Source organism: Variovorax frigidus, from assembly GCF_051216515.1.
GTDB lineage: Bacteria > Pseudomonadota > Gammaproteobacteria > Burkholderiales > Burkholderiaceae_C > Variovorax.
This window is the reverse complement of sequence record NZ_JBPJZF010000002.1, coordinates 867,897-888,694: the sequence shown is the minus strand read 5'-3', so window position 1 is coordinate 888,694 and position 20,798 is coordinate 867,897. Positions and strand designations below refer to the sequence as shown.

Below are 20,798 nucleotides of genomic sequence, written 5' to 3'. Positions count from 1 at the left end.
CATCGTGCTGGCGGACGGCACCGCCTTCGAGGGGGGCACGGCCCTCAACTTCGATCTGCCGATCCAGCCGCACACCTTCAGCGCGGGTTCGGTGATCCCCGTGTCCAGCGAACTGGCCGCGGCGATGCAGTTGCCGGGCGGCACGGTGCTGTCGGCCAACGTGCGCGATGCCTCGGGCCAGGTCCTCCACGCGGCCGGCAGCATCGTCGGCGAGAACGTGACGCTGCCGCAGGGCACGCGCTTCGACGCGGGCATGCGCCTGCCGGCAGGTGCCACGCTGGCTGCGATGGTCTGGCCCAAGGGCGTGGTGCTGCCGGGGGCCGGCACACGCTACGTGATGGCCCGCAACACCACCTTGCCGGTGGGTGCGCTGCTGCCCTCGGCCACCGACATCAAGCTTCCCGGCGGTGCGAAGTCGGTCGAGCTGCGCCCCGCAGGCGAGGGCCGGCTGTGGGCTGCGGCCCCCATGCTGCCGGAAGGCTCGCAATCGTGGTCGTTGCAACTGGTGGCCGGCGCCGACCTCGGCGCGGCCGATGCGCGCACGCTGCAGCAGCACCCGGTGGCGGGCGACCTGCGCCTGGCCGACACCCACTACGGCCTGTTCGCCAAGGCGCTGCCGTTCAAGGGCTCGTTCGGGTGGACGCAGCAGGCCATCGACGAGCTCGGCATCCCGGGTCTCGAAGCCGGGATGGAGATCACCGACGCGATCGCGCAGGAACTCAGCGGGGGTAACTACCAGACCGCCGCGGCGCTGTGCGCGGAGAACGCGGCCTATTGCGCGCCCATCTCTGCCTACACCTGGACGCAGGCCGCGGCCGACGAGCTCGGACTGCCGGAGGTCGTTGCTGGCAAGCCCATCGACGACCAGTGGCTGCGCGATGTCACCGGCGACCCGACGCAGAGTGCGGCCAACTACTGCTCGGCATTGCCCTTGCATTGCGCCTCCAGTGCCGTGACGGAATACGAACACCTGCCCGGCAGCACCCGCTTCAGCGTGCTGCGCACCGGCGCCGCCGACCTCGAACTGCGCGCCGCAGGCGACCTCGGCATGAACTCGCTGTTCGGCGTCTACACGGCCGGCGCCTCGTCGCAGGCCACGCAGGCCGGTGACCCGTACAACCTGCCGCGTGTCGTGGGCAGCAATGGCAAGGTGCTGGTCGACGGCAACGCAGGCTACGAGAAGCTCGTGGACGGCGGCACCGACAGTCTGGCGCGCGCCTGGTACCCGGCTGGCGGCGGCAACCTCACGCTGCAGGCCGGCGGCAACCTGACCGGCGAGGTGGCGCAGGCCATCACCGCGAATGGCGTCAACCGCCCCAACCCGAAAGACACGGGCGTGACGACCAACGACACCGCCAACTGGCTGTGGCGCCAGGGCAGCGGCAACGCGATCGGCGCGGGCGGTGACCAGCCCACGGCCTGGTGGATCAACTTCGGCAGCTACGTGACGCGCGGCGCCACCGACACCCTGGCCGGCTTCACCGGCTACGGCACGCTGGGCGGTGGCGATCTGCGCGTGGACGTGGGCGGCGATGCGGGCGTCGTGTCGCAGCGCGGCACGGCCATCCGCACCGGCACGGACAACCGGCGCAGCGAGGGCCTGGTGCTGGCCGTGGGCGGCACCGGCCGCGTGCTGGCCGATGGCAGCCTGGCGCTCACCGGCGGGGGCGACCTGAGCCTGCGCGTCGGCGGCGCACTCAACCCCTTGGCGCTCGATCCGTTGGACAACATCCAGACCAACGCGGTGCTCAACGGCGCGCTTGTCAACCTGCGCGGCGACGTGCAGTTGCAGGCCGGCGCGATGGGGACCCAGTCGCTCAGCTATTCCACGAGCCTGCTGTCCGAGCGCGACACCCGAGCCCTCGATCCGTTCTCGGCCGGGCGCGCGGTCACACAGGGAGGCATCCTGCTGGTGCCGGGCGATGCGGGCTACCAGCTGAACACGCGCGGCGACCTGGTCGTGACGGGCGCCAACGATGCGGGCCGCGCCGTGGTGCAAAACCGCACGCCCTTCACCGCCAGCGGCATCCAGGGCAGCGGCGACAGCTGGTTCACGCTGTGGACGCCGCACACCGCCATCCGCCTGTTCTCGGCCGGCGGCGACCTGACGCCGCAGATGACCAACGCCGCGGCGCTCTCGACCGACCTGGCGAACGTCTACCCGTCGATCCTGAGCGCGGTCGCGGCCAGCGGCAGCCTCTACTACGGCAGCATGGTCACGAACAGGGCGACAGGGGCGACCGGCGCACTGGTGCTGGCGCCATCGGCCAACAGCCTGCTGGAGTTCCTCGCCAGCGATTCGATCTACGGCGGCGGCTTCACCGTGAGCCCCTCGGGCGCGGCCGAGAGTGCGATGGCCACGCCTTTCCATCCGGCCTTCCAGGGCACGCTGGCGAACGGTACGGCGGTGAGCAACCTGTCCCGCGCCGGCAACACCATCGAGGATGGCCGGCCGCTGTTCGCGCTCGGGGCCAACACCGTGTCGGCCGGCAGCGAGCATGGCAGCGAACCCGTGCGCTTCTATGCGGTGAACGGCGACCTGGTGGGCGTGGCCACGGGCCGCATCAACGCATTCCAGTCCAACGACCCGACGCGCGCCGGCCAGACCTGGTACGAGGCCGGGCAGCCAGTCTGGATGATGGCCGGGCGCGACATCGTCGGCAGCGGCACGCCCATCGGCCAGGCCGTCAGTTCGGGCTTCGGCTTCGGCCCCACCTATGCGACCTCGGGCAACCTGTTCGCGCACAACGACCCGAGCGACGTGTCGGTGGTCTCGGCCGGTCGCGACATCCTCTACGGCAACTTCAGCATCGCCGGCCCCGGCACGCTGGAGATCAGCGCTGGGCGCCACATCCAGATGGAAGACCGCGCGGGCGTGGCCAGCCTGGGGCCGGTGGTGCCGGGCGATGCGCGGCCAGGCGCCAGCATCGCGATGCTGGCCGGCGTGGGTGCCAAGGGGGCCGACTACAGCGGCTTCCTGTCGCGCTACCTCGACGCGGCCAACCGCGCGCTGCGTGGCATGCCGCTGGCCAACCAGCCGGGCAAGGTCGTGAAGACCTATGAAGCCGAGCTGCTCGCGTGGCTGGCCGACAAGGACAACGGCCATGGCTTCCAGGGCACGCCGGTCGAGGCACGGGCCTTCTTCGATGCGCTGCCGGCCGAACAGCAGCGCATCTTTGCGCGGCAGGTTTACTTCGCCGAGCTGCAGGCCGGCGGGCGCGAGTACAACGATGCGGACGGCGCGCGCTTCGGCAGCTACTTGCGCGGGCGTAACGCCATCGCCGCGCTGTTCCCCGAGACTGGCGCGGACGGCCAGCCGATCGACTACCGCGGTGACCTCACGATGTACCGGGGTACGCGCACGACGGTCGCCGACGGCGTCAGCACGACCATCGTGCGCAGCGGCTTCGTGCGCACGCTGTTCGGCGGCGACATCCAGTTCATGACGCCGGGCGGCCGCCAGGTCTTCGGCGTCGAGGGCGAGGCTCCTCCGGCCAGTTCTGGCGTGCTGACCCAGGGCGCGGGCGACATCCACATCTATTCGCTGGGCAGCATCCTGCTGGGCCAGAGCCGGATCATGACCACCTTCGGAGGCGGCATCCTGGGCTGGTCGGCCGAGGGCGACATCAACGCGGGTCGGGGCTCCAAGACCACCGTGGTCTACACGCCACCCAAGCGCGTGTACGACCAGTGGGGCAACGTGACGCTGTCGTCGGATGTGCCGAGCACGGGCGCGGGCATCGCGACGCTGGCGCCGATCCCGGAAGTGCCGGCCGGTGACATCGACCTGATCGCGCCGTTGGGCACCATCGACGCAGGGGAGGCGGGCATCCGCGTCTCGGGCAACGTGAACCTCGCGGCCTTGCAGGTGGTGAACGCGGCCAACATCCAGGTCAAGGGCCAGTCGGTGGGCATCCCCACGATCGCGGCGGTGAACGTGGGCGCGCTGAGCAACGCCAGCGCTGCCGCCGCGCAGGCCGCGGGCGCGGCGCAGGAGGTGCTGCAGCGCGAACGCGTGGCGGCGCGCCAGAGCCTGCCGTCGGTGTTCACCGTGCGGGTGCTGGGCTTCGGCACCGAGGCGCTGCCGGTCGAGCCGGCCGACACCGGTGCGCGTTCTGCGCCCGGCGGCCTGCAGCGTGCCGTGCGCTACGACCCCGACAGCGCCTTCCAGCTGCTGGGCCAGGGTGCACTCGACCCGGCGCAGCGTGCGCGCCTCACCGAAGCGGAGCAGCGCCGGCTGCCGCGCTGAGCGGTTGCGGAAGGAACGGCGCCATCGATCGGTGGCGCCGTTCTTTTTTCATGAAGTTTTTGTGACAAACGACAGTGGCGTGTGCGCTGTTCCGTCTTGGATCAGGGCAGCACACCGCCAGGGGGTGGTGCGCGCCCGACGAACCCGAGCACCGACCGCCGCCATGCCCTCCTTCCTGCGATCCCCGCGCGCCGCGCTGCGCCTTTGCCTCTGGGCGGGATGCCTGCTGCTCGCGCCGGCCATGGCCGATGCAGCCGCGCCCGAGGCCAACGCCAGCGGCGTGTTCCTCAACGCCGAGGGCGAGGTGCTCACGGCCGCGCACGCGGTGGCCCACTGCAAGTCGCTGTTCGTGATCAAGGGCGCGCAGGTGGCCGAGGCCCGCGTGCGCGCTGTGGACGCCGTGCTCGACCTGGCCGTGCTGCACAGCACGCTCAAGCCCTACCTGAGCGCCACGCTGGCCCAGGCCGATGCCCTGCCTGCGGTCAGCATCGGCGTGTTCGCCGAAGCCTACGAGACGCTGCAGCACCTGCCCGATCGCGCGCTGCTGCGCAGCAACGCGATGACCGTGCCCGGCGTCGAGGGGCTGCATCTGCTGTCCGGCGCGCGGCCGGGCGCCAGCGGCACCGCGGTGCTGGGTGCCGACGGCCTGTTGCTGGGGGTGGTGGTCGAGCGCGTGGCCGCGGCGCCGCATGCCTCGGGCCACGTGCTGAGCCGCACCTCGTCCACGGCACCACTCACCGGCGCCACGCAGGTGCGCGCCGTGTCGGTGGCCGCCATCAAGCCCTTCCTGGCGGCGCACGGCATCGCCTTCTCGCAAAGCACCAGCGCCCAACTGGGCGCGCTCCAATCGCCGGCCGCACGTGCCTCGACGCTCTCCGTCGGCGTGCTCTGCGGCTGACCTCGACCGAATTCGATTCCCGGACCTCTCCATGACCTCTTCTCCTGTCTCGCCCCTCTCGACCATGCGCCGCGCCTGGGGCCGTCTGCTGCGCGCCTGCGGCCTGGTCGGCCTCGGCCTGGCGGCCTCGGGCACGCCGGCGCTGGCCGTGACGCCGATTCCGCAGCACTGGATCAGCTACGCCAACATGGCCGGCAACCAGCTGCAGTCCACGCTGAGCGACCCGGCCGACGCCGCCGTCCAGCGGCTGCATGCCTGGATGCAGGCGCGGCTGCTGCGCGAAGGCGCACCGCCACCGCCGCCGCTGGTGGTGCGGGTCTGGGTCGCGGCCGACGGGCGGGTCGAGCGGGTGGCCTTCGAGTCGCTGGGCGACGCGCAGGCCGACGCCGACCTGCGCACCCTGCTCACCGCGCAGCCCCTGAGCGAGCCGCCGCCGCGCGACATGCGCCAGCCCATGGTGCTGCAGCTCACGCTGAGCTTCACGGCCACCACCTGAGCGCCATGGCCTCGCGCGTGGGAGGGTGGCGCCGCGTGCTGGCGGCGGTCTGCATGGGCTGTGTGTGCACGCTCGCGTCGGCCGCCTCGCCCTGGCCGGTCGCGGGCCTGTCGGCGCTGGTCAAGGCCCAGGGACCGGCCGTGGTGCACATCGGGGTGGAGCGCGAGGCGACGCCGCCGCGGCGCTACAGCGACCGCGGGCTGCCGGGCGCCGAGCCCGCGGCCGACGCCCGCAGCTTCGGCACCGGCTTCATCCTCGAGTCCGACGGGCTGATCCTCACCAACGCGCACGTGGTCGCGCGCGGCACGCAGATCCGCGTGACGCTGCCCGACCGGCGCGAATTCAAGGCGCAGGTGGTGGGGCTCGATGCGGCCTCCGACATCGCGCTGCTGCGCATCGATGCGAAGGGCCTGCCCACGGTGCGCATCGGCGACCCGGCGCGCGCCGAGCCGGGCGACGGCGTGGTCGCGATCGGCTCGCCCTACGGCTTCGGCAACTCGGTCACCGCGGGCATCGTCAGTGCCAAGGGCCGGCTGCTGCCCGGCGCCGACGCGATGCAGTTCCTGCAGACCGACGTGCCGATCAACCCCGGCAATTCGGGCGGCCCGCTGTTCAACCTGCAGGGCGAGGTGATCGGCATCAACTCGCGCATCTACAGCCGCAGCGGCGGCTACCAGGGTCTGTCCTTCGCGATCCCGATCGACACCGCGATGCGCATCAAGGACCAGTTGCTCGCCACCGGCCGCGTCACGCGCGGGCGCATCGGCGTGTCGGTGCAGGAGGTCGGGCAGGCGCTGGCCGACACCTTCGGCCTGCCACGGCCCGCCGGCGCGCTGGTCAACGACGTGGCGCCGCGCGGCGCGGCCGAGCGCGGCGGCCTGCGGCCCGGCGACGTGATCCGCCAGGTGCAGGGGCGCGAGGTGGTGCAGGCGGCCGATGCGCTGGGCCTGATCGCCGACCAGCCGCCCGGCCGCACGCTGCGGCTGGTGGTCTGGCGCGACCGTGCCGAGCGCGTGATCGAGGTGCAGGTCGAGGGCTACGACGCGCCTCGGCCCGCGCCCGCGGCACCGTCGGCCCCGGCGCGCCTGGGCTTCGCGGTGCGGCCGCTGGCGCCGCACGAACAGCAGCTGCTGCGCGTCGAGGGCGGCCTGCTGGTGCAGCGCGTGAACGCGGCCGCATCGCGCGCCGGTGTGCAGGCCGGCGATCTGATCCTGGCGTTCAACGGCCAGCCGATCGACAGCGCCGAGACGCTGGCCAACGAACTCGAGGTCGCGGACGGTGCCGCGGCACTGCTGGTGCAACGCGGCGCGACCCGGCTCTTCGTGCCGATCTGTGCCCGCGTGGGCCAGGCGAAGTGTTGAAGCGGCGTCGGCACGGGGAGGCCGCCGGCCGCCGCGTTGTCACGGAAAGGTCATGCCGCCTGCCTACGATCCGCGGCGCACGCTCGCCGGGCGATTCTGTCGCGGCGCGACGCCTCGATGGGCATGGACAGCAGGACGCACGACTCCCCATGGCAAGCATGGCGCACCGCGCGCGCAATTGGTGGCTGGCGGGCTGCATGGCCGTGCTGAGCGCCGGCACGCCGCCGGCCGGCGCCGCCGTGACGGGCGAGCCGGTGGCCGAGGCCCTGTTCGACCTGCCCGCGCTGCCGCTCGACGAAGCGCTGGCGCGCTACGACGCGCTCACCCACCTCTCGGTCTTCTTCGCCTCGGCGCTGGTTGAGGGCCGGCGCAGCGCCGCGCTGCGCGGCCGCCACGCGCCGGCCGAGGCCTTGCACCGGCTGCTCGAAGGCAGCGGCCTGCAGGCACGCGCGGTGGCGCCCGATGCCTTCGTGCTGCAGCCGGCCGCGGCGACCGTTCCGCGCGCGGCCCCGGCAGCCGAGGCGAACGCGGGCCGTGCGAACCCGGACAACGCACGCGTGCAGGCCGCGCTGCTGCGGGCGCTGTGCGCGCGCGAAGACCTCGCCCTCGGGAGTTACCGGCTCGCCCTGCGCGTGCACATCGACGGCGCCGGACGCGTGGCGCAGGCCCGGCTGCTCGACACCACGGGCGATGCGCGGCGCGATGCGGCCGTCGTCGCGGCCGTGGCGCGGGCCGACCTCGCGCCGCCGCCGGCCGACCCGCACCAGCCCTTCGTCGTGCTGCTGCGCGCGCAACCCGCGGACGCGCCGCCGGTCTGCACGGCGCAGCCCTGACCGCACCCCATGAGCCACGCGAGCCTGTCCACCCTGCGCGAGCTGCTGACCCAGCGCTACGACGACCTCAAGCGGCGGCTGGCCTTTCGCCTGGGCTCGGTCGACCTGGCCAGCGACGCGCTGCATGACACCTGGGTCCGGCTCGACGAGCGCAAGGACGCGCTGGGCCCGATCGCCAATCCGGCCGCCTACCTGATGCGCATGGCGACCAACGTGGCGCTCGACCGCATCGAACGCGACAGGCGCTACATGGGCGCCGACGAGATCGATGCGCTGATGGACGAGATCGTCGACCCCGCGCCCGGCCCGGACGAACTGGCGGCGGCGCGCGACGAGATCGAGGCGCTGTCGCGGGTGATCGACAGCATGCCGCCGCGGCGCCGCGCGATCTTCCTCGCGGTGCGTGTGGACGAACTCTCGAACCAGGCCGCGGCGGCGCGCTTCGGCGTGTCGGCGCGGCTGATCGGGCTCGAGCTCAAGCGCGCCCACGAGTACTGCATGGCCCGCCGGCCGCACAAGGACGAATGAGTTGTTGTTTGCCGATCCGATGCCCGCCAACCGTCCTGTGAGGACGGCCCTCCGACCATGACCCTGTCCCGCCCCTTGCCCACCCCGCCACCGAGCGACGCCATCGCGCGCCAGGCCCGTGCGTGGATGGACCGCGTCGCGGCCGGCCGCATGACGCCGGCCGACGGCGACGCGCTGCGGCGCTGGTGCCGGGCCGACCCCGCGCACCAGGCCGCGCTGGCCGAGGCGCGGCGCGGCTGGTCGCTGCTGGGTGCGGCCGGTGCGCTGTCGGCCGCGCGCGCGCCGCAGCGCACGGTCGTGCGCTCGCCCTCGCGCCGCTGGTTCATCGGCGGCGGCCTGGGCTTCGCCACCGCGGCGGCGGCCGCGGCCATCGTGCATCCGCCGCTGGGGCTCTGGCCGTCGATGGACGAGCTGCAGGCCGACCACCGCACCGGCATCGGCGAACGCCGCAGCGTCGCGCTCGGCGGCGGCGTGCGCGTGGAGCTCAACACCCGCACCAGCATCGCGCTGCGGCCCGACGGCATCGCGCTGATCGCGGGCGAGGCGGCGGTCGACCTGCAGGGGCCGGGCAGCCGCATCACGGTGGAGGCGGACAAGGGCCGCGTGAGCGCCGACGGCGCGCGCTTCGAACTGCGCGGCGGGCCCGAGGGCATCTGCGTGAGCTGCCTGGCCGGCCGGGTCGAGGTCGCGCATGCGGCCGGCGTGCGCAATCTCGAGGCCGGCCAGCAGCTGGTCTACGACGCGCGCGGGCTCGGCCCCGCGCGCGTGGTCGACGCCGGCGCGCTGTCGCGGCTGTCGGCTTGGCGCGAGGGCTACCTGCGCTTCGTCGACACGCCGCTGGGCGAGGTGGTGGCCGAGATCAACCGCTACCGCGCGGGCCAGGTCGTGCTGCTCGACCGGCAACTGGCCGGCAAGCAGGTGACGGGCCGCTTCCAGATCGCCTCGCTCGACCGAGCGATCGCGCAGATCCAGCATTCGCTGGGGCTGGGTGTGCGCTCGCTGCCGGGCGGGCTCGTGCTGCTGAGCTGAGAACGTGCGAATGAACCTGCTGCGCACCCCGATCCCGCATCTGCGGTGCTCACCGCACGTGAGTGCGGCTCCGCTCCTCAACGCAGGCTCGGGGCGCTCGCGACGGTTCCTTCACACGTTCTGACGGCTGCCGGCGCCGCCGCGCTGTCACGAAATCTTCAAAAGAAAAGCTTGCCGATCCGGCCGGGCCCGTCGGTCTAGGTTCCAAGTGCCGCTCATTCGTCGCGGCGCACGGTTCACAGAAGAAGCATCGAGGGCATCACCATGGATACGCGCATTCACCACCCGGCCGGGGCCTCCACGTCGTCACACCGCGGGGGCCGCGGCGCACCGCACCTCACGCCGCTGGTGCAGGCCCTGATGCTGGCGCTGGCCGCCGGGGGCATGGTGGGCAGCGCCCATGCGCAACGCCCGCTCGGCGCGGCCTGGATGGCGCAGAAGAACCTGATCCAGGGCACGGCACAGGCCACGGGCCGCTTGCCCAATGGCCAGCCGGTGACCAGCCTCACGAACCCCACGCAGCAGCGCGACAGCGCGCAGGCGCAGCGTTCGCTCGACAACCTCAACCTCGCCGCGCGCGGCATCGCGGCGCAGCAGGCGGCCCAGGAAGCGGCGCGGCAGGCGGCGTTGAACGGCAACGCGGTGGTGCCCGATGGCCTCGTCGACGGCGGCCTCCAGGTCGACACCAACAGCCTCACGGCCGGCTGGTTGAACGCCAAGGCGCCGGTGCAGACGGCCGCGGGCGGGCGCACGGTGGTGGGCATCGAGCAGACCGACGAGAAGGCGATCCTGAACTGGGAGAGTTTCAACGTGGGCAGGAACACCACGGTGAAGTTCGACCAGTCGAAGGGGCGCAACGAGAAGGACGGTACCAACAGCTGGATCGCGCTCAACCGCATCAACGACCCGAGCGGCAAGCCGAGCCAGATCGCCGGCCAGATCCAGGCCGACGGCGCGGTCTACCTCGTCAACCGCAACGGCATCGTCTTCAACGGCAGCAGCCAGGTGAACACGCGCACGCTGATCGCCTCGTCGCTGGCCCTGTCCAACGCACAGTTCATGCGCGGCATCAACAACCCGACGGGCATGGCGCATCCCTGGTCGGGCAACGCGCTGCTGCCGGCCTTCGGCGACCATGCGCCGACGATGACGCGGGACTTCGAGCGCTCCGAAGCCTGGGCGCCGACGGCAGCGACACCGGGCATCGTCAGCGTGCAGGCCGGCGCGCAGATTCAGGTGGAGAAGGGCGGCAAGCTGATGCTGCTGGGCACGCAGGTGCGCAATGCGGGCCGACTCAACGCACGGGATGGCCAGGTCATCCTGGCTGCCGGCGAGCAGGTGTGGCTGTCGGAAGACATCAACGGCGTGCGCGGACTCGACGTGGCGGTGTCGGGGCCGATGCCCTACCTCACGCTCTTCTCCAACATCAATTCGGTCGTGAACAATGGGATGGGCGGCTGGCCCGATTTTCAGGCGCGCATGGCCGGCGAGATCCTCCCCGCGCTGGAGGCCCGCGCGGCGGCGCTCGACTACAACGTGTCGAACACCGGCTCGATCAATTCCGAGCGCGGCAACATCACGCTGCAGGCGCGTGATGTGCGTCAGCAGGGCGTGCTCACGGCCAGCACCGCGCTCAACAACCGCGACGGCAGCATCCGGCTGCGCGCCTGGGGGCAGGGCCAGTTGTTCGGCGGTCCGGGCATTTTCGAGGGCATGGACTACGGCTCCGCCAGCTGGTCGGCCGGAACGCTGACCATGGGCGAAGGCAGCGTGGCCCTGGTCATGCCCGATGCCAGCGACACCCACCAGATCGAGGCCACCGACCTGGCCATGCGCTACACGCCCGGTTCCATCAGCCTGTACGGCAAGCTGGTCGACCTGCGGCCGGGCAGCCTGACGATGGCGCCCTCGGGCCTCGTCGACATCGTGGCGGCCACGCTGCCCTATGTGGTCGGCAACAAGCAGACGATCACGCCCGGCTCCTTCGGCCGGAGCAGCGACACCAGCCGCATCTACATCGACAGCGGCGCGGTGGTCAGCACGGCGGGCCTGCAGGGCGTGTCGGTGCCGATCGAGCGCAACTTCATCGAGGTGGACCTGCGCATCAACGAGCTGCGTGATTCGCCGCTGCTGCGCGACAGCTGGCTGCGCGGCCAGAAGCTGATCGTCGACCGGCGCGCAAGCGGGGTGTTCAAGTACGGCCCGATGTCGGGCGTGCTGTGGGGCGGCGACGCCGGTGCCTGGCAGGGCACGCCGCTGGCCGACGTCTCGGGCTGGATCGGCGTGGGCAAGACCGATCTGCAGGAACTCTCCACCGCCGGCGGCAGCATCAACCTCAAGACCGCTGGGGATCTGGTCACCCGCGCGGGCTCGCTGCTGGACATCTCGGGCGGCTCGGTGCGCTACGCCGGCGGCTGGAACACCACCAGCAAGATCCGCAGCCAGGACGGCCGGCTGCACACCATGGCGGGGGCGTCTCCGGACCTGGTGTACGACGGCATTGCCGGGCGCTTCATCAGCGAGCACGTGCGCTGGAATGTCAACGAGACCTACGTCTCGCCGTTGCTGTCCGGCAAATCGTATGAGACTGGCTACACCGAAGGCCGCGGTGCCGGTGCGCTGCAGATGTACGTGGGGCAGGGCGTGGCGCTCGAGGGCGACATGGCCGGCGGCACCATCGTCGGCGAGCGCCAGCAAGGCGACGCCGGCACCGCCAAGGCCGGGATCTGGGGCTTCGGCGGCGGCAGCAACCCCGAATGGGCATGGAACCTCGGCGCGCTCACGATCTCCGATGCGCCCGAGCAGCTGGGCGCGGACTTCACGCGTGCCACCGCACTCGATGCGCGCTGGCGACGTGAGGACGGCACGAACGCCAGCTGGTTCGATGCCGGCATGCTGGAACGCAGCGGCCTGGGCAACATCCAGTTCCATGTGACCGGCAATTTCATTCTGACCAAGGACACGGAACTGACGCTGGCGCCCAAGGCAGAGTTCGCCGTACTTGCCAGCGCAGGCGATACCGCGTCACTCGATTTCCGGATCGACGGCATCTTGCGCAGCGCGGGCGGCTCGGTGACGCTGTTCAACCAGGAGTCCGTCGGCGGCAGCGTGACGCTGGGGGAGGGCGCTCGCATCGACATGAGCGGGCAATGGCACAACGAGACGATGGACGGCCGCGCGGTCGACGTGTTCGTGAAGGACGGCGGCACGATCTCGCTGGAAGCGTCCAGGCTGCATGTCGAGGGCCCTGCGGCCCTCGTCGTCTCCGGCGGTGGCCGGGGTTGGCGTGACGGCAGCAAGAAGAAGCTGGACATGGGCGATGCCGGCAGCATCCGCCTCGACGGCGTGGCCGGCAAGGACCTCGACCTGCTGGACCTCCAGGCCTTCGCGGCCGGCTCGGGCGGCTCGCTCGCGCTGGTGCTCGCGGAAGACAAGCTGAACATCGGCGGCAAGCCGGTGGCCGACGAGTGGCGCCTGCCGACCACGCTCTACGGCAACCGCGGCTTCCGTGCCGTGTCGCTGGAAGTACCCGGCCCGGTCGACATCGCCGACGGTGCGCAGATCGCGCTCACGCCGCTCGGTTGGGACATGGTCGGCGTCGACCACGAAGCGATCTCCAGCGGCAGCCGCCTCGGCGACCTGCTGACGGCCTCGCAGTTGCGGCCCGAGGAGCGGTTGACGCGCGCGCGGGCGTCCCTGAGCCTCTCGACCGCAGGCCAGGGCGATCTGCGGGTGGGCCAGGACGCGAGCGTCCGGGTCGACACCGGCGGTACGTTGTCGCTGAACGGTGTCGCCGTCGATGTCCGGGGCACGGTCGAGGCGCCGGCCGGTGCGATCACCGTGAGTGCGGGCACCACGTTGAGCCTGGCCGAGGGTGCGAGCCTGCTGGCGCGCGGTGCGGCGGTGGTCCATCACGACGCCCGGGGCCGGCGCGTCGGCCGCGTGCTCGACGGCGGGAGCGTCACGCTCAGGGCGGCCGATCTGGCGCTGGAGGCGGGTTCGCTGATCGATGTCTCGGGCACGAACGCCATGCTCGACAGCGTGTCGTCCGGCCCGCCGCGAGAAAGCATGGGTCAGTGGGTGGCCAGCCATGGCGGCAGCATCGCGATCACCGGCAAGGGCCTGATCGCAAGCCGCCTGGTCGCGCGGGCCGGCGGCGCTGGCGCGCATGGCGGTTCGCTGTCGCTCGTCCACTCGGACCCCGCGGTGCAGAGCGACCCCGGGCAGATGCTGGTGCAGCAGTTCTGCGGCATCGTCGGCTTCTGCGATCCGTCGCAGGTGATCGGCGTGGATTTCTCGAAGGTGCTGGAAGACTACGGCATGCCCGGCTTCCCGCGGATGGTGCTGACGCAGGCCTTCATCGACGCGCTCAGCAACTCGCAGCGCGCGGGCGTGTCGATCACCGACGCGGCCTTGCCGACGGGTGGCGGCACGATCGACTTCGCGGCCCACGGTCTGGGCGACGACGCACTGGATGGTTTCCGCGACGGCATCGGCATCGACCTGCGCGCCATCCAGCCGACGCGTTCGCTGCTGACCGTGCGTCCCGGCGCGATGGCGTCGGGGGGCTTTGCAGACCTCGCGTTCAAGGCCAGTGGCCGGGTGGAACTGGGCGATGTGCATCTGAGTGCCGGACGCTCGATCACGGTGGATGGCGCGCTCACCCGCGCGCCGGGCGAGTCGGCCGGCGCCAGCCTGGTCGCGCCCTACATCGCGCTGCAACGCCGGAGCTCGACCGCCAAGGCCGCGCCCGCGGACGAACTGGCGGGCAGCCTGCAATTGCAGGCCGACGTGATCGATGTCTACGGCGGGCGCGATAGCAGTGCGCTCTACGGCCCGGCCAGCATTCGCGGCTTTGCACAGAACACCCTGGCGGCGAACGCGCTGCGCTTCACGATCGCCACGGCCAGTACCACTGGCGCACGCGATGCGACGCTCGACGTCGACGGCGCATTGCGCCTCGACGTGGGCCAGGCGTACCCGGCGACCGGTGTCGACGCGAAGATCATCGCCAGCCGCTCGATCGAGGTGCATTCGAACGGGGCCACGCCGGTGGCGCCGTTGTCCGCCGGTGGCGCGCTCACGTTGACGGCACCGGTGATCGCGCAGCACGGCGTGCTGCGCGCGCCTTTCGGGCAGATCACGCTGGCCGCCGGAGAACGGCTGGTGCTGGGTGCGGGCAGCCTCACGTCGGTCTCCGGCGATGGCCTGCTGGTGCCCTACGGCACGCTGCTCAACAACGAATACTGGGCCGATCCGTTCCTGCTCGAGGGCGAGCGCGGCATGGCTGCGCCACCGGAGAAGCGGGTGGTGCTGCAGGGGGCCTCGGTGGACGTGGCTGCCGGATCGGTGATCGACATCCGCGGTGGCGGCGACATGGTCGCGCGTGAATTCGTGCCGGGCAGCGGCGGCTCGCACGACATCCTCGCGGTGCGGGGTGCCTACGCCGTGGTGCCCGGCCATGCGTCGCCGGTGGACCCCGGTGTTTCGACCCGCTTGGGCCAGAGCCTCTGGCTGGCGGGCGGCAACGGCCTGGCGGCCGGCTGGTACACGCTGCTGCCGGCCAGCTACGCGGCGCTGCCGGGTGCCTTCCTGGTCCTGCCCACCGGCGCACCGGCCACGCTCGGCACACCGCTGGCCGGCACGGCGGTACGGTCGGACGGCTCGGTGGTGATGGCCGGCCGAGGCGGCAACGCGCTGGCCGGTTCGGCCGACGCCCACAGCGGCTGGTGGCAGGTGATGAACGGCGCGCAGTTGCGCCAGTACAGCGAATACAACGAGGCCCATGCCAACACCTTCTTCGCGTCCGAGGCCTTCAAGCTCACGCAGTACCGGCTGACCGGCATCGACGTCGTCACGCCGCGGCTGCCGATGGATGCGGGTGCGGTGGTGTTCCGCGCCTCACAGCAGTTGCAGCTCGGCGGCACCTTGCAGGCGCAGGGCGGCAAGGGGCCGGGCGGCGAGACCGGCCGCGGCGGCCTGGTCGATATCGTGGCGAACAAGATCGCCATCGTCGGTGCCGGGCAGGATCCGTCTGCGCTCCGCGCAGAGGGCTTCCTGGTGCTGGCGTCGGACATGCTTTCGAACTTCGGCGCGGGCAGCCTGCTGGTCGGCGGCACCCGTTCCGGCGATGCGCTCGGCCTGGCGCTGGACATCGAGGCCAGCGAGATCCTGGTGCGCAACGACGCGGGCAGTGCCCTCAGCGGCCCGGAGATCATCCTGGTCGCGACCGATGCGGTGAAGGTCGCGGACGGCAGCGTCATCCGCGCCGTCGGAAAGGCCGATGGCCGCGGCACCAACCTCATCGTCAAGCCGCAGCAGACCGCGGTCTATGCGGACCCCGACGGCCAGCTCGACGACAACTTTGACGGCGTGGTCGACAAGCTCGACGCCGCGGACGACGTGCTGGTCTCGCCGACGCGCGACTGGGGCGCATTGCTGCGGCTGTCGAACGCGGGAACGGCGCAGGTGGTGCGCTCGCCGGTCGACACGGCGCAGGGCGGACTGATGCAGATCGGCGCGGGCGCCACGCTGGCTGGCGGCGCATCGCTGCTGATCGACGCCACGCGCACGACTTCGCTGGCGCCGAGCGCGCGCCTGTCCGGCGAAGCGCTGTCGGTGGCCTCCGGGCGCATCGGGCTGGGCGGTGGCAGCGAAGGCCTGGTGCTCGGTGCCGAGTCGTTGGTGCAACTGGCCGACACGCGCGAACTCACCCTGCGCAGCTACGGCAGCATCGACTTCCACGGCAACGTGGACTTCGGCGGCGCCGGTCTTCGCAGCGTGGTGCTGGATGCGCAGCGTCTGTCGGGGCAGGGCGGTGACGTGGTGGTGGACGCCGCCCTGCTGACGCTGAGCAACAGCAGCGGAGCAGCCCTGGGCGGCAGCGCCGCCGGCGTCGGCAGCCTGCGTCTCACCGCCGACGAACTGCGACTGGGCAGCGGCGACAAACGGGTCGACGGATTCGCATCGATCGAACTCGGCGGCCGTCAGCGCGTGGTGGCCGTCGGCACCGGCAGTCTGGATGCGGGTGCGATCGATCTCGTGCTGCGCACCCCCGTGCTCACCGGCCAGCGCGGCGCGCGCCAGGCCGTGACGACCACCGGTGCATTGAACCTCGCGAACGCGCCCGGCGCCGCGTCGGCCGCCGAACTCGAGGACAGCCTGGGCACCTCGCTGTCGCTCACCGGCGGCTCGGTCGGTGTGGAGGGGCGCATCGTGGCGCTCGGCGGCAGCGTGTCGCTCAATGCCTTGACCGGCAACCTGAACCTGGCGGCAGGCTCGCGCATCGATGTCGGCGGCTTCGCCAAGGACTTCTTCGACGTGGCCGCCTATGCCGATGCAGGTCGCATCACGCTGCAGGCCGGCCAGGGCAACATCGTGCAGGCGGCCGGCTCGGCCCTCCACCTGGCGGCCCATGCCGGTGGCGGCAATGCCGGCACGCTGAGCGTGGAGACCGCAGGCGCGGGCACGGTGTCGCTGAGCGGTGACCTGCTGGCCCAGGCGGGCGCCGGTGGCAAGGGCGGAAGTTTTGCACTGAACATCGCCGAGCTGCCCGACTTCGGCGCACTCGCTGCGCGCCTCAATGCGGCGGGCTTCAACGCCGCGCGCGATTTCCGCGTGCGCAGCGGCGACGTGACCGTCGACGGCACCACGCGGGTGGAGGACTTCCGGCTCAGCGCCGACCAGGGCCGGGTGACGCTGGCCGGCACCATCGATGCGCGCTCGACCTATGGCGGGCGCATCGCGGTCGCCGGCGGCAGCGGCGTGACCATGGCGAGCGCCGCCTCGCTGCGGGCCGGCGCGACCGACGCCGAGCTGGGCTCGGGCCGGGTCACCCTCGAAGCGAGTGGGGGGCAACTCGACCTGCAGGGCGGCGTGATCGACGTCGGCGGCGGCGAGGGCGGCCGCGTGCGCCTGCGCGCGCACCAGAACGCAGGCCATGACGAGATCGCGGTGACGGCGCTGAACGCCACCGTCTCCGGCGCGCGTTCGGCGGTGCTGGAAGGCGTGACGGTGTATGACAGCACGTCGGTCGATGCCGTCAAGGCACAGGCCGTGGCCGAGGCGCAGCAGTTCGCATCCCACGCAGGTGCCGTGGCCCGGCGCCTCGGGCTGAGCCAGGTGAGCGTGATGCCGGGCATCGAGATCCGCAGCAACGGCGACCTGACCCTCGGCACCGACTGGAACCTGCACGACAGCTTCGGGACCGGCCTGCGCGAAGGCGGGCTGACGCTGCGGGCCGCAGGCAACCTGGTCGTCGGTGCCAATCTGAGCGATGGCTTCGATGCGGCGGGCCGCAACGGCGTGCTGCAGGACGCCGCCTCGTGGGACCTGCGGCTGGTGGCCGGTGCCGACCTGTCGGCGGCGAACGCGCTGTCGGTGCGCCAGCCCGCGCAACTGGCGGCGGGCAGTGGCAACGTGGTCGTCGGTACGGCCACGGCCGGCTATCTGGTGCGCACCGGCACGGGCGATCTGCAGCTGGCTGCGGGCCACGACCTCGACCTGGCGCACAAGGAGTCGGTCATCTACACGGCGGGCCGCAAGGACAGCACGGTGTGGGCCGATTTCACGACGGTGCCTTCGTCGGTCGAATTGCAAGGCGCGAGCTGGAATCCCATCATCGGGACGGTGGCGCTGCCCACGGCAGCCTATGGCGTGCAGGGCGGCAATCTGGAACTGCGTACCGGCGGCGACATCCGCTCGGTGGCGGTGCCCGAGGCCGAGGCGCAGTTCTTCGGCGAATGGCTGCGGCGTTTGGGGCGCAAGGAAATGGCGCTGACGCAAGACCCGAAGGTGGTCACGGTCGACATGCCGTTCCAGCCCGGCGAGCAGGCCACCTGGTTCGTGGACTACGCCAAGTTCAACCAGGGCGTCGGTGCGCTGGGCGGCGGCAACGTGACGGTGCAGGCCGGTGGCGGCATCAGCGATCTGTTGGTGGCCCAGCCGACGCACGGCCGGGTGCGCGGCGGACGCATGCCGGGCGAGGCCATGACGCTGATGCTCGGCAACGGCGGCGCGATGAACGTGACGGCCGAAGGCGCCATCCGTGGCGGCCAGTACTACATCGGGCGCGGCGAAGGCCACATCACGGCCGGAGAAATGACGGCGGGCTCGGGCGCACAGGCCCCGGTGCTGGCCATCGGCGACAGCGTGCTGGGCGTCACCACGCGCGGCGACCTGAACGTGAGCACGGTGGCCGACCCGTTGATGACCGATCAACGCTACACCAACTTCTTCCAGGGCAGCAGCCCGATCTACGGCGGCGTCATGAGCGGCTACACCGCACGCAGCGCGGTCGACCTGCGGTCGGTGGGTGGCGACTTGGTGGTGGGCACCGCGGACATCGCTCACCTGAAAGGGCAGGACACCTATCCCTCGAAGCTCAGCCTGACCGCGCTCAGCGGCTCGGTGAGCAACGAGATCGGCAGCTACAACCCGGTGCAGGGCGACGACCAGATGTACTGGGTGCCGCGCACCGGCCTGCTGTTCATGATGCCGTCGGCGCAGACCGAACTGCGCGTGCTGGCCGACAAGGACGTGCACCTGGGCGAGGTCGTCATGGCGCGCCTCTCGGCGGACATGCTGCCGCGGCCGTTCAACCCCATGCGGGATTTCACGTCGGGCCTGCGCACGTGGCTGATCGACACCACCGGGCAATCCTTCGGCATTCCGCAAAGCACCACCCCCGAACTGAACTGGCTGGCAGACGACCACGCGCCCAGCCGGATCTACGCGCGCTCTGGCGACATCGTGCGCCGCGTGTCGAGCAAGCTGGTGGCCAGCGAACAGCTCTGGCTGCGCGCCGGCGAAGACATCCGCGGGCTGCGGCTGGACCTGCGCAACAACCATGCGGACGACGCCTCGATGCTGGCCGCCGGCAAGGACGTCATCGGTCTCATCTCCGACCCGCAGCTGATGAACAACCCGAACACCACGTCCACCATCGGCATCCAGGGGCCGGGGGGCCTGCTGGTGTCGGCGGGACGCGATGTCTACAACGTCAACGCGATCAGCCAGGGCAACATCCAGCGCTGGGACACGAACAACTTCCCTGAAGAAACCAGCCGGGTGAAGTACCTGCCCGACGAGGGCGCATCGATCACCGTCATGGCCGGCCTGCAGGGCAAGAACCCGGACTACGCCGCCTTCGTGGCCGCCTACCTCGACCCGACCCGGGTGGCATCGATGCCCGAACATCTGGTGAGCGCGCTGGCCGACGGCACACGGGTGCCGCGCTACCTGCTCGACGCGCAGGAAACGCGCGCCAACGGGCAGGACAAGACCGTGCAGCGCGGACTCGTTTCCTACATGAAGGAGATGACCGGCGAATCGCTCGATCCGCTGGCGGCCTGGGCCCGTTTCCGGGCGCTGCCGGCATTGGCACAGGAGATGTTCGCGCGCCGCGTGTTCCAGCAGGAGCTGCGCGAAGCCGGACGCAACCAGAACACGCCGGACGCCAAGGGCGAGCCGGTCCATGGCGGCTACAACCGCGGTTATGCCGCCATCGAGACCCTGTTCCCGGGCAGCGACTGGAAGGGCAGCGTGCTGGCCGACAGCATGACGCTGCGCACCATGCGCGGCGGCGACATCGACGTGCTGGCGCCGGGTGGCCACCTGCAGGCGGCATCGCTCACGCGCATCCCGGCGGCCGGCGAGGGCATCGTGACCCTGGCCGGTGGCCACATCGGCCTGTTCGCCGACGACAGCGTGGTCGTCAACCGTTCGCGCATCCTGGCCTTCGTGCCCGAGGCGACCCAGCGCGGCAGCGACATGATCATCTGGTCGAGCAACGGCGACGTGGATGCGGGACGCGGCGCCAAGACCGTGCGCGTGCCGTCCAAGCCGATCGTCAAGACGGACGTCGACGGGGTGACCGTGGTGACCGAGCGCTCCGACATGAGCGGAAGCGGCATCGGCACCGTCGGCGACGGCGACGTCGACCTGATGGCGCCCAAGGGCACGATCAACGCTGGCGATGCCGGCATCCGCTTCGCCGGGAACCTCAATCTGGCCGCCTTGCACGTGCTCAACGTCGACAACATCGAAGGCGAGGGCGACATCACCGGATTGCCCGTGATCGCGGCGGTCAACATCGGCGCGCTGACCAATGCGAGCGCCGCGGCCGCGCAGGCCGCGACGGCGGCGCAAGAGGTGCTCCAGCGCGAACGCGCCGCGGCGCGCCAGGCGCTCCCCTCGGTGTTCACCGTGCGCGTGCTGGGCTTCGGCAGCGACGCGCCCGAGGGCACGCCGCGCGCGCAACCGCCGGCCGGCCGGGGCGGCAGCGCCGGCGCGCCAGGCCAGGCGCTCGAGGTGCTGGGCCAGATGGACCTGCCGGCGGCGAAACTGAGTCAGCTGACCGCGACGGAGCAGCGCAACCTGCGGCGCTGAGGGCGCGGTGCAAGGG

Annotated in this window: 8 protein-coding genes; all 8 read left to right on the top strand. The window is 71.7% G+C overall.

Annotated elements, in window-relative coordinates; all coding sequences use genetic code 11:
- Positions 1 to 4,249 (top strand): filamentous haemagglutinin family protein (locus ACSFBC_RS09345; protein WP_435510021.1); only part of this gene is annotated, 4,249 nt, incomplete at its 5' end.
- Between the two features lie 163 nt (positions 4,250 to 4,412).
- Positions 4,413 to 5,147 (top strand): S1 family peptidase, encoded by a 735-nt coding sequence (locus ACSFBC_RS09340; RefSeq protein ID WP_435510020.1) that lies wholly within the window; start codon positions 4,413 to 4,415, stop codon positions 5,145 to 5,147.
- 31 nt (positions 5,148 to 5,178) lie between these two features.
- On the top strand, positions 5,179 to 5,643 hold the full coding sequence (locus ACSFBC_RS09335) for a YbaB/EbfC family DNA-binding protein (RefSeq protein WP_435510019.1): 465 nt from the start codon (positions 5,179 to 5,181) through the stop codon (positions 5,641 to 5,643).
- Positions 5,644 to 5,648: 5 nt separating this feature from the next.
- On the top strand, positions 5,649 to 7,004 hold the full coding sequence (locus ACSFBC_RS09330) for a trypsin-like peptidase domain-containing protein (RefSeq protein ID WP_435510018.1): 1,356 nt from the start codon (positions 5,649 to 5,651) through the stop codon (positions 7,002 to 7,004).
- 149 nt (positions 7,005 to 7,153) lie between these two features.
- Positions 7,154 to 7,837 (top strand): STN domain-containing protein, encoded by a 684-nt coding sequence (locus ACSFBC_RS09325; RefSeq protein ID WP_435510017.1) that lies wholly within the window; start codon positions 7,154 to 7,156, stop codon positions 7,835 to 7,837.
- Positions 7,838 to 7,846: 9 nt separating this feature from the next.
- A complete protein-coding gene (locus ACSFBC_RS09320; protein WP_435510016.1) occupies positions 7,847 to 8,365 on the top strand; it encodes an RNA polymerase sigma factor in 519 nt (172 codons plus the stop codon).
- A gap of 57 nt (positions 8,366 to 8,422) precedes the next feature.
- Positions 8,423 to 9,394 (top strand): FecR family protein, encoded by a 972-nt coding sequence (locus tag ACSFBC_RS09315; RefSeq protein ID WP_435510015.1) that lies wholly within the window; start codon positions 8,423 to 8,425, stop codon positions 9,392 to 9,394.
- A gap of 264 nt (positions 9,395 to 9,658) precedes the next feature.
- The gene (locus ACSFBC_RS09310) at positions 9,659 to 20,782 is read left to right on the top strand and encodes a filamentous haemagglutinin family protein (RefSeq protein ID WP_435510014.1); all 11,124 of its coding nucleotides are present in this window, start codon (positions 9,659 to 9,661) and stop codon (positions 20,780 to 20,782) included.
- The last annotated feature ends 16 nt before the right edge of the window (positions 20,783 to 20,798 follow it).

What these genes read in the sequence shown, in the direction of transcription:
- ACSFBC_RS09320 (WP_435510016.1), top strand. Translation starts at nt 7,847, where the DNA reads ATGAGCCACGCGAGCCTGTCCACCCTGCGCGAGCTGCTGACCCAGCGC.
- ACSFBC_RS09335 (WP_435510019.1), top strand. Translation starts at nt 5,179, where the DNA reads ATGACCTCTTCTCCTGTCTCGCCCCTCTCGACCATGCGCCGCGCCTGG.
- ACSFBC_RS09310 (WP_435510014.1), top strand. Translation starts at nt 9,659, where the DNA reads ATGGATACGCGCATTCACCACCCGGCCGGGGCCTCCACGTCGTCACAC.
- ACSFBC_RS09330 (WP_435510018.1), top strand. Translation starts at nt 5,649, where the DNA reads ATGGCCTCGCGCGTGGGAGGGTGGCGCCGCGTGCTGGCGGCGGTCTGC.
- ACSFBC_RS09325 (WP_435510017.1), top strand. Translation starts at nt 7,154, where the DNA reads ATGGCAAGCATGGCGCACCGCGCGCGCAATTGGTGGCTGGCGGGCTGC.
- ACSFBC_RS09340 (WP_435510020.1), top strand. Translation starts at nt 4,413, where the DNA reads ATGCCCTCCTTCCTGCGATCCCCGCGCGCCGCGCTGCGCCTTTGCCTC.
- ACSFBC_RS09315 (WP_435510015.1), top strand. Translation starts at nt 8,423, where the DNA reads ATGACCCTGTCCCGCCCCTTGCCCACCCCGCCACCGAGCGACGCCATC.